Below are 9,782 nucleotides of genomic sequence, written 5' to 3'. Positions count from 1 at the left end.
CTTTCGCTTGCAAATCTCCCAAACGCTGATTTTGCCCAGCATCTAGCTTCATCTGTGCCAACGCGATTACCCCATCATCATCCAACAAAGCCACGGGACTGTATAAATCGGCCGCTAAACCATCCTCCCCGAACCAAGCATCAGGCTCCGACACTCCCAATGCTTGAGATAGCAATTGCTGGAGAAATGTATCCAAACTTTGACCCTGCTGCTTGGCTTCAGCCAGGAGTTTAGCTTCTAGTTCAGGATTCAGCGCGATGGTGAGGGACATGATGACTATCCAAAATCTAACGATCATTATAAATGATTTGGGTTAATCACTCTGGAAAAAGAATCGCCCGATAAAGGTTTCCATCTAATCTGCCTCAAAGGCTAAATTCCGATATACATCAAACCCCGAAAAGGCATTTTGATCGGCTTACCAAACATTCACCCGACAAGTGACGATCGCCCATCCTAACCCCGCCCACCCCGTCAATAGAGGCGGCGGAGCCGCAAAACCCCCGTATCATGGCTTCTAATGGCTTCAGCCATGACACGAGGCTAGATTCCCACATTGTAGGGGCGAAAAATTTTTCGCCCCTACTACTAACGCCGGGTTTCTAGATATTGACCAATCATCAGTTCTTCCCCATCGCGACAAATGACTGTTTGACGAGTGCGGTATTTTTCGCCAATCAGTTTCAATTCCTCCTCAAAGGTTGAATTGTTGTACTCAGTTCTTAAACACATCGTCTCGGGATTGGTGAACCAGAAATCGGCGATAACTGGCTTAGGAGTGGCGAAACCCCGATCGCGGTAGAGAATATCCCCCCGAACCCCAAACACGGTTTTTCCCCGACTGGGTTTGCGGCTGACTCCCTCATAATGGCTTTCCCAAGTGACACGACTCCCACAGACAAAGGGATGATCCCCCTCAAGTTGGTGGCGTTGCGCTAACTCCCGTAATAACTCCTGTTCTGGTTCGAGGAATTCGACTGTAATCAGGCTGGTGACTTCTTGGGTTTCACCGCTGTTGAGGCTGTAGTAGCGACGTTGGGATGTCCAGTCTCCGGCGCAGTTGCGGAAAAACTGTTCAGCCAAAGCCTCAGCCGTCAGCGGTTGATGGTGTAGAGATAGAGTCATGGAACCTCACAGAGATAGGTGCGGGATAGGATAGAGGAGCGATCGCCGGACCGACCCCTAAATCCTGTTCGCTGGACAAGAGTTGCCGTCATTTGTCAAGCGGTTCAAATCTATCTTAATAGAACGCAATCAATTGTAACAATGTTGACAGACTTAAACAGACCCCATTCGTCCCTCAACCCAACGCTCCCTAAGGATTAAAAGCAAAAGAACGAGGAGATTTACCGATGGGTCGCTCATCCTGTTCCTGAACCGCTATGGTGACATTAGGACTAGAACCAGACTGTTAGCCCTGAACTGTTTTCCGCTAATTTAAGGAAAATTCAAACCAATTGAGCTAGAACTTGCCCAAATCTTATGGAACTGAAGATTTTTCAAGAGTTTTTTGACGGTTGCGTCGGTCATTGGAGTACAGAACGGACTTATCACTACATGACGCGCCAAGAGGTGGAGCGATCGCACACGGATTTCGTCGTCCATCCTCTCGCCAACGACCTCAAACGCAAAGTCCTCACCGACAACAGCTATGCACTTTCCGATCCCCTCGATCCCCTTCCCGGCTACCATCTCGAATTCGCCACCATTTCCGAAACCGGGGAAAACGTCCAACAGCAACTGAATTTGATGTTTATCCCCACCGTGAACGTCGGAGATGCGATCGAGGGAGATTACCTGCGCGATCGCGCCTACGAAGAAGACCGGCCCATTATCTCCCACTTCCGCTTCCACAACAGCAACCGGGAATTATTGATGACCACCCGCTATAGCCGCGTCATCGCCGTCGACTCCATCATCCTCATTAACCCCGAACTACGGATTCGCAAAATTATCACCTACGAGCGTCCCGAAACCGACCAACCCCCAGAAAAAGTGGTTCTCGTCGGCTTTGGCGTCGAACAAAAAATCAAGACCACCGCCATGTCAGCCGAGAAGACGTGATTCACACCTTGCTGATTCACACCTTGCTGATTCACAACTTGCTGATTCACAACTTGCTGATTCACAACTTGCCCCGAAGCCACTATTGTAGAAAGGCGAACATACAATCAAGAACGCACACCCGTAGCTCGACCCTGCGGATTTCTCATCTACCCGTCGGTTGATTCTCGTTGATGAACATTAGTAAATTTTTCCGACTGTCCCTAGGCGTTTGGCGATCGCAGCGAACCGGTCATAACCACGAACTGAGTCACGTTGAAGACCTCCAGTCCACCGTAACCGCCAGACCCCTAAACCTCGATGACCCGCAACTGCTCAAATGCTGTCGTGACTGTGGGATTGACAGCTATGAAACCAGCACCCCCTACCGCGTGGACGAAGATTACGAAGCGCGGTTTACCCATTGGGAAGAAAGTCATAGCTATCTGGTGATTCCCGTTCCCAACCCAGATAACGCCAATCAGGGAACACTCCTCTATTGCTATCTCGATTTAGATCTCCAACCCAGTCGAGGAACCTATGAACTAGGACGAGACGGAACCCTGATGCTGAAAATCACCGACGAGAACACCGTACGGGACGATCGCATCTGGTTTCCCTCCGCCAACTTGCGGCTTCATGTCTCGACCATTCGACCGAGCGATCGCTCCGTGACCACTACCACCTTCACCTCCAACGTCCGCACCAGTCCAGCCTCAACCTTCCCCGAAAACAAGGCCATCGCCTTACAACGGTAACGCCGAGGCTACGTTGGGGAGTCAGCGAGATCCGCCATCGTTCGCGGTGATTTAGGACGACAGGGACTCCCCAAACAAATCTGGCCCCCCGGAAGGTCGCTAAAGACACTACTACGAGCGCCAACCACGGTATTCGAGCCAATGGTCACTCCAGCGGCCACAAAACAATCCGTTGCAATCCAAACCCCATTCCCGAGGAGGATGGGGTTTGTTGTTAAGCCAAACTGGCGATCGCCGATATCATGGCTTCCCGTACAGAGATAGCTTTTCTGAGACACCACACAATGGTGTCCCAGACGAATCTCATCGAGACTATAGAACACCACATCATCCCCAATCCAGCAAAAATCGCCGATGGTCACCTTCCAGGGATAGGTAAAGCGGGCCGTCGGACGAACAATCACCCCTTCGCCAACCGTTGCGCCAAAGCGACGCAAAACCCAGCAACGAAAGCCATTGGCGAAATGGGGAGACAGGGGAAAGGCGATCGCCTGAACCAGCCACCACAGCAACACATAGACTCCCGAACGACCGCGATCGTAGTCCGATTGGTCATAGGTTCGTAAATCCACCCAAGCGGGACTCTCAATATCGGGTTTCATGATTCGTTGTGGTAAAAGATAGAAGACACTTCAAAAAGGACAATTTAGGATGGAGAAACTATTGCTGGGTAGACATTTTTCTCGTCCGCTTCGTCCTAACTGGTTTGACTATCATTGCGACCAAAGCGTCGTAGCAGCAGCGAGTTACTGACAACACTCACCGAACTGAGGGCCATAAAGCCAGCCGCCACGGCCGGATCGAGAAGAATACCAAACTTAGGGAGTAAAATCCCCGCCGCAACCGGAAGTCCAACGAGATTATAGCCGAAGGCCCAAATGAGATTTTGGCGAATCTTGTTAAACGTGGCTCGGCTGAGACGAATCGATCGCAAAATATCCTCAAGGCGATCGCCCATCAAGACAATATCCGCCGTTTCCACCGCCACATCCGTTCCCGCATTCAAGGCCATCCCCACATCCGCTTGAGCCAAAGCCGGCGCATCATTAATCCCATCGCCCACTAACGCCACCCGAAACCCCGCCTCCTGCAACTGAGTAATGGCGCGAGCCTTGTCTTGGGGACTCACCTGAGCCATAATTTCCTGGGGAGAGAGTCCCAACTGTTGACCGATGGCCTGAGCTGTTTCCGGGCGATCGCCGGTCAGGAGTTGCACCCGTAACCCTAATGTCCGTAATTGATTGACCGTGTCCGCCGCATCAGCTCGGAGTTGATCACGAACAGCGATCGCACCAGCCAACTCATCGGCGATCGCCACATACACCAAACTATTCCCCTCCTGTAACCGCTGTTGCGCCCAATCCTCCATCTCCTCATCCCAGGAGATCCCATGCTGTTCGAGCCAGAGACGATTCCCCGCCAGCACTCGTTGCGAATCAATCACAGCCTGCACCCCTAACCCGGCTTTCGTCTGAGAGTCAGACACCCGAAGCAAAGCCAACCCCTTCGCTTTCGCCGAATTGACGATCGCATCGGCGAGAGGGTGACGGGTTTGTTGTTCAACAGACGCCGCCCATTGTAGTAGATTGAGGGAGTTTCGTTGCCAAATCTCGTTCACCGTCGGCTCTCCCATCGTCAGAGTTCCCGTCTTATCAAAGACCACCATATCCAGCTTGTGAACCTGCTCCAACACATCGCCACCCCGGATTAACAGTCCTTGTTCCGCTCCTACCCCCGTTCCCACGAGAATCGCCGTGGGTGTCGCCAATCCCAGCGCACAAGGACAGGCGATCGCCAACACATCAATCATCAGCTTCAAACTCAGCAAGAGCGGCGAGAGAGCCGCATCTCCCATATTGTGAACCTGGGCCAAATTGGGGAACTCATGGGCCGTCTGCAACACTTGGGGAAACAGATCAACCCCTATACCATACCAAAACAGAAATGTCAAGGCAGCCAGGGTCATAATTCCATAGGTAAAATAACCCGCCACCGTATCCGCTAATCGTTGCACCGGCGCTTTGCGGGTTTGGGCCTCCTCCACCAGTTTCACAATCTGAGCTAACGCCGTATCTTTCCCCGTGCGTTGCGCTTGGATGATGATACTTCCGGACTGATTGAGAGTTCCTGTGCTGAGGCGATCGCCCACCGACTTCGACACCGGGAGAGATTCCCCCGTCAACATCGACTCATTTACCATCGTCTCCCCAGCCATGAGTTCCCCATCAACGGGGATTTTCTCACCGGGGCGCACTTGGAGATATTCCCCCACCCGCACCTGATCCGCCGGTAAATCGACAATGCTGCTGGGATCAATCTGTTGCAACTCCTCAATATCCGTCAAAAGATGAACCGTTTTCGGCTGTAACCCTAGCAGAGACTTGAGAGAGGCTGACGCGCGGTTTCTGGCTCGTGATTCGAGCGATCGCCCCAACAGCACAAACCCCAACAACATCACCGGTTCCTCAAAAAAGCATTCCCAAGCCAAATTGGGGAAAAACAGGGCCGCCGTACTCGCCAGATAGGCCGTCACCAAGCCAAACCCCACCAGAGTATTCATACTCGGCGCATTCTTGAGCAATCCCCGGCCCCCTTCGACAATAATCTCCCGGCCCGGAATCGCCAACGCCAGAGACGCGAGAGCAAAATGAAACCAGATATTACTCAACCCCGGAATCGCCGGGAATCCCAACATTTGCAAATGGCCCAACACCGAGAGAATAATCAGTGCCAAGGCGATCGCCAGCTGACGTTGTTGTTGCTGTTGCGCCTCCCGCTGGCGTTCCTCCGTCGCCTCTAAATCCGCGAGTGACAATCCCTGCTGACGGCGCAACTGGCTGGGAAATCCGCCTTCAGTGAGGGTTTGCGCCAGAGTCTCCGGGTTGACGACTCCTGACTGACAATCCACCGTGGCCATTTCCGTGGCCAGATTCACCTTCGCCGAGGCCACCCCTGGAATTTGCGTGAGTTTGCGTTCGACGGCTTTGACACAGCCAGCGCATTTCATCCCCCCCACATCGAGAGCGAGGGTTTCGAGGCGATCGGGTTGCGATTGGGTTTCCGGTTGGACGGGGGAGACTTGCATAGATGAGGTAGACAGACTCAGTGAACATCCTTATCTTTAAGGATACCGAGAACTTGCCCCATGATTAGTCCTTTCCTCTTTCTTCTCAATCGATTCTTCTCAATCGATCGCCTCAGAAGTCGGTTAACATCGGAGAGAACTCCGTCAATGGATAGCCAATATGACCGCCACCGTGCCTGTTGTTCATCGTGACCCTGATATCCTGGGAGGAACTCCCGTCTTCGTGGGAACCCGTGTTCCTATGAAAACCTTGCTCGATTATCTCGAAGCGGGTGATCCACTCGATGAATTTCTAGAGCATTTTCCCAGTGTGAAGCGTGAGCAAGCGATCGCCTCTCTTGAGTTAGCAGAGGATTGAGTCTCACCTTCCTGCACGCCGGACTTAGTTCCCCCCATTTAACTCACCATAAAACGAGAAATCAACCCCTGGCCCGGAGACATCCAAAAACCAGTTTTGAAACTCCATAGCCATCGGGCAAACGCCACCGTTCCCTTTTAAAACCAGCTTAAACTGCGTTTCATTAGAAATTCCCGAAAAAATCCCATTACCGGTTATATTTCCCTCAAAGCGAACTTCCCTATGAAGCCGAGTATCCGGCATAGGATCGTTAAATAAATCCGTCCCGAAGTCAATCGCTTCCTCGGGCAAAAAGAATGAAAGATTACCGGCTGTTTCACCGTCATCACTGATAAATCTTAAATTCCAGCTACGACCGTTACTCGATTTAGAAAGCCGATACGTTGACTGGGGAGATTCAATGCCTTCAACTGCTTCAAAACCCGCTGCGGTCATGTACAAATTAGCATTTCCGAAAACTAAATCGTTTAAGATTTCGAGTTCAAAGTCCTGCACTATGTGCGATCGTTCGAACCAAGTCCCAGCGTCGGCACAACAAGCACAGGCTAAGGCAGGTTGTGGATGCGTAAAAGACAGAGTAAAATAACCTCCCAAAGTCAGAATAGAGGTAGCCAGAAGTTTTTTAAAGGTGAGTCTCATAAAAAGTATTAAAAAGGAGCCAAAAAATCATGAATGCTACATATCAGTCAATCCGGAGAAGGTAACGCCTCAATTTTGATGACGCACATAGTCCACATTCAAGAAAAAGATGGTCGTGATTGCAACAAATAGATACGCCAATAAACCCGAAATAACGCTTCCAACAACACTCACCAACTCGGCAGCAAAAGGAATCTGACTCACAACTAGACCTGCAAACCCAAACACGGCCATAACCACGAAAGTCACCACGCCGAACCCGAAGCTAATTAACACACTGCGCCCAAAAATTTTCCACCATTGTCCTTTGACCAAATCACGACTGTAGGACAGTGCATCTAAGCCTTGACCCCTCAGCGCCACAGCATACAACACAAAATACAATAAGTTTGCGATATAAATACCCGGTACAATCAATAAAATAAATCCAACAGCAACTAAAATTGTGGAAACAATTACGACTAAAAGACTTGGAATTAGGCGCGAAAACCCTTGTTGGATTGCCGAAGCAACTTCAATCGGTCGATTGAGAACCGAAGATTCAGTCATAATCAAGGCACTAAGAATACTGACAATTGATAAAACAATCAGCAAAACTGCAAATCCTAGCGCCAATGAATTGCTAGGATTTGCCATTTCTTCAGGGTTGTCAGATACAGGAACAAAGATTTGAATAATCGCTAGAGGTAAATCAATCACTAATGCCAAAGTTAGGAAGCTCGAAAAATTATCCTTGAAAATTTTCCAGCCCATATCAAAATAGTCACCGACCTCTAACTGAGGACTTTTGAGCTTAGTTTCTTGGTTCATCGGAGTCAATTTTGAATGAATTTAGTACGATCAACAAGTCTTCTGTCCTGAAACATTTGGCGTAATTGTCCCTAGCATTGGACGGGTTGATGGCCAACAAGCCACTGTTGACCGTCCAGGCTAAACGCCATGATATCTTGTAAATCACAAAACCCCATGCTAATTTTCACATTAGTTTAAGATTCACAAGTTTAAGATTCACGGCAAAATTCCGGTATACTTGATACCTGCATTCTACCGTTCCCATTCTGCCGTTCCCAGGAGGTGTCCCGTTTATACTCGTCCCCTCGCTCGGCTGATCGAGCAATTCCAAAAACTCCCCGGCGTTGGCCCCAAGACCGCTCAACGCCTAGCGTTGCACGTTCTGCAACGGCCCGAAGCCGATGCCCAAGCCTTAGCCACGGCCTTAATTGAAGCCAAACAACAAGTGGGCTTATGTCAAGTGTGCTTTCATTTCTCCGCCGATCCCGTCTGTGAGATTTGTCGCAACCCCAACCGGGATGACAGTACCATCTGCGTCGTCGCCGACTCCCGCGATGTCATCGCCCTGGAAAAAACTCGGGAGTATCGCGGCAAATATCATGTTTTAGGGGGAACGATCGCCCCCATGGAGGGAATTGGCCCCGAACAACTGCATATTCAGCCTCTCGTGCAGCGCGTCAGTCAGGGAACCGTCACAGAAGTCATCTTAGCCATCAATCCCAGCGTCGAAGGGGAAACCACCACCATGTATGTCGGGCAACTCATCAAACCCTTCACCCGCGTCACCCGCATCGCCTTTGGCTTACCCATGGGCGGCGACTTGGAATATGCCGACGAAGTGACCTTAGCCCGGGCCTTAGAAGGGCGACGGGATATCGACTAGAGAACTAGCCAGACTCCCAACCCCCAAAAGGGAATCCAGCGCAGTTTACGCTGAGGATGGCTGGGGGGCAGAATCCCGCCGAGGATAATCACTTGGAAGACACTAAATAAAACGATATCCAGGGCAAAAGCAATGGTGACGCGATCGCCGCGCAACATCTCCCAGAAAAACCCCAGCCGTTGCCCCAAATCCCCCACATCGCCCACCGCCACAAACCAAACCACGGCGATCGCCCCCACCAGCAATCCCGTCCAGCCAAAAGAACGAGCCAGCCAACCTTTCCCCTGACTGGCTTCAGGATCAGGCGCGGTGACACCTCGCAGCGCCATATAGGGCAGCAGAAAGATATTCGTTAAAAACATCGCCCCCAGCCAAATGAACCGACGCGGGAGGCGATCGCCGCGAGGATCAGCCAACAACAGGGGCAAAAACATAAAAATCCAGGCTTCAGCAAAATTAAAAAAGGCCTGCGTCACCGGATGAACCGACGGCGCGGGTATCACCGTTAATCCCAACAGATTGGCGATGGGAACCACAAAAAAGAAATTCAGAGACTCATCCAGAAGTTCCTGAATCGTCTCAGGTTGCAAAGCCCAGAGAGGATCACCCGGCAGCAACAGATCCTTCGGCGAGAGAATCAACACCGCCAAATAAATCACCGTAAAGATGCCCAAAGCGAGGCTATAGCCGGGATAAAGGGGACTCGATGACTCCGATGGTCCAGGCTTAAGAAGCCAGCGCGCCAGAGGCGCCACAACCCGGACAATGGACAGCGCCAATCCCCCCAACTTCAACGGCGGTTCCGAAATATCCCGCGCAAAAATCAGTTGTCCCGTCTCCGCCGAAAAGCGATAGAACCCCACCCCTCGTCCGTTGGGAAAGGGAATCCCCGCCAGTTCAATATGCCAAAGCAAGGCCACCGTCTCCCCCTCCCCCTCGGCGCAGTCATCGATCACAAACAACAAATCATCAGGAACCGTGCGACAGGTTTCGGCAAAAAACTCGCGAACGTCAGCCACCCCCCGAAACGTCTTGCGGAAGTTCACATCTTCATAGACACAATTTTCGTCAATATAAACCAACGCCCCCTCAACGTCGCGCCGGTTAATCGCCTCATACAGCGACACAATCCGTTCTCGCTTCGATCGCATCAAATCACCCATAAATCCCTATTCCCTATTCCCTATTCCCCATTCCCTATTCCCTATTCCCTCTTCCCTCTTC

The 9,782-nt window shown here is 51.2% G+C and carries 11 protein-coding genes; 4 read left to right on the top strand and 7 right to left on the bottom strand.

From position 1 onward, the window contains the following. The coding region (locus R6U67_RS12295) for a toxin-antitoxin system HicB family antitoxin (RefSeq protein ID WP_410252819.1) at positions 1-271 on the bottom strand (271 nt) is incomplete at its 3' end. A gap of 317 nt (positions 272-588) precedes the next feature. Continuing rightward, a complete protein-coding gene (locus R6U67_RS12290; protein ID WP_087705474.1) occupies positions 589-1,125 on the bottom strand; it encodes a phycobiliprotein lyase in 537 nt (178 codons plus the stop codon). A 357-nt stretch (positions 1,126-1,482) separates the two neighbouring features. Here R6U67_RS12290 and R6U67_RS12285 point away from each other — a divergent pair, with 357 nt between their 5' ends. Both R6U67_RS12285 and R6U67_RS12280 read left to right on the top strand, forming a co-directional pair. Further along, the gene (locus R6U67_RS12285) at positions 1,483-2,064 is read left to right on the top strand and encodes a phycobiliprotein lyase (RefSeq protein WP_410252818.1); all 582 of its coding nucleotides are present in this window, start codon (positions 1,483-1,485) and stop codon (positions 2,062-2,064) included. 173 nt (positions 2,065-2,237) lie between these two features. Beyond that, positions 2,238-2,801, top strand: coding sequence for a phycobiliprotein lyase (locus R6U67_RS12280; RefSeq protein WP_410252817.1), 564 nt, complete (start codon positions 2,238-2,240; stop codon positions 2,799-2,801). A gap of 8 nt (positions 2,802-2,809) precedes the next feature. Here R6U67_RS12280 and hpsU read toward each other — a convergent pair whose 3' ends face one another. Together hpsU and R6U67_RS12270 are read right to left on the bottom strand one after the other, a co-directional pair. Then, positions 2,810-3,403, bottom strand: a complete 594-nt coding sequence (hpsU, locus tag R6U67_RS12275; RefSeq protein WP_410252816.1) for a hormogonium polysaccharide biosynthesis acetyltransferase HpsU — start codon at positions 3,401-3,403, stop codon at positions 2,810-2,812. Positions 3,404-3,498: 95 nt separating this feature from the next. Next, positions 3,499-5,886, bottom strand: coding sequence for a heavy metal translocating P-type ATPase (locus R6U67_RS12270; protein WP_410252815.1), 2,388 nt, complete (start codon positions 5,884-5,886; stop codon positions 3,499-3,501). 160 nt (positions 5,887-6,046) lie between these two features. On the opposite strand from R6U67_RS12270, the gene R6U67_RS12265 reads away from it, so the two are divergent. Continuing rightward, on the top strand, positions 6,047-6,244 hold the full coding sequence (locus tag R6U67_RS12265) for a DUF433 domain-containing protein (protein ID WP_410252814.1): 198 nt from the start codon (positions 6,047-6,049) through the stop codon (positions 6,242-6,244). A gap of 24 nt (positions 6,245-6,268) precedes the next feature. Here the strand turns inward: R6U67_RS12265 and R6U67_RS12260 are convergent, their stop codons facing one another. Both R6U67_RS12260 and R6U67_RS12255 read right to left on the bottom strand, forming a co-directional pair. Continuing rightward, on the bottom strand, positions 6,269-6,883 hold the full coding sequence (locus R6U67_RS12260; RefSeq protein WP_410252813.1) for a hypothetical protein: 615 nt from the start codon (positions 6,881-6,883) through the stop codon (positions 6,269-6,271). A 69-nt stretch (positions 6,884-6,952) separates the two neighbouring features. Continuing rightward, the gene (locus R6U67_RS12255; RefSeq protein ID WP_410252812.1) at positions 6,953-7,693 is read right to left on the bottom strand and encodes a hypothetical protein; all 741 of its coding nucleotides are present in this window, start codon (positions 7,691-7,693) and stop codon (positions 6,953-6,955) included. A gap of 223 nt (positions 7,694-7,916) precedes the next feature. Here R6U67_RS12255 and recR point away from each other — a divergent pair, with 223 nt between their 5' ends. Next, on the top strand, positions 7,917-8,558 hold the full coding sequence (gene recR / locus R6U67_RS12250; protein WP_410252820.1) for a recombination mediator RecR: 642 nt from the start codon (positions 7,917-7,919) through the stop codon (positions 8,556-8,558). Here recR and R6U67_RS12245 read toward each other — a convergent pair. After that, complete coding sequence (locus R6U67_RS12245; protein WP_410252811.1) at positions 8,555-9,721, bottom strand: nuclear transport factor 2 family protein; 1,167 nt, start codon at positions 9,719-9,721, stop codon at positions 8,555-8,557. The genes recR and R6U67_RS12245 overlap by 4 nt on opposite strands. Between the last annotated feature and the right edge of the window lie 61 nt (positions 9,722-9,782).

The organism is Sodalinema sp. (genome assembly GCF_046483825.1).
GTDB lineage: Bacteria > Cyanobacteriota > Cyanobacteriia > Cyanobacteriales > Geitlerinemataceae > Sodalinema.
This window is presented reverse-complemented; position numbering and strand designations above follow the sequence as displayed.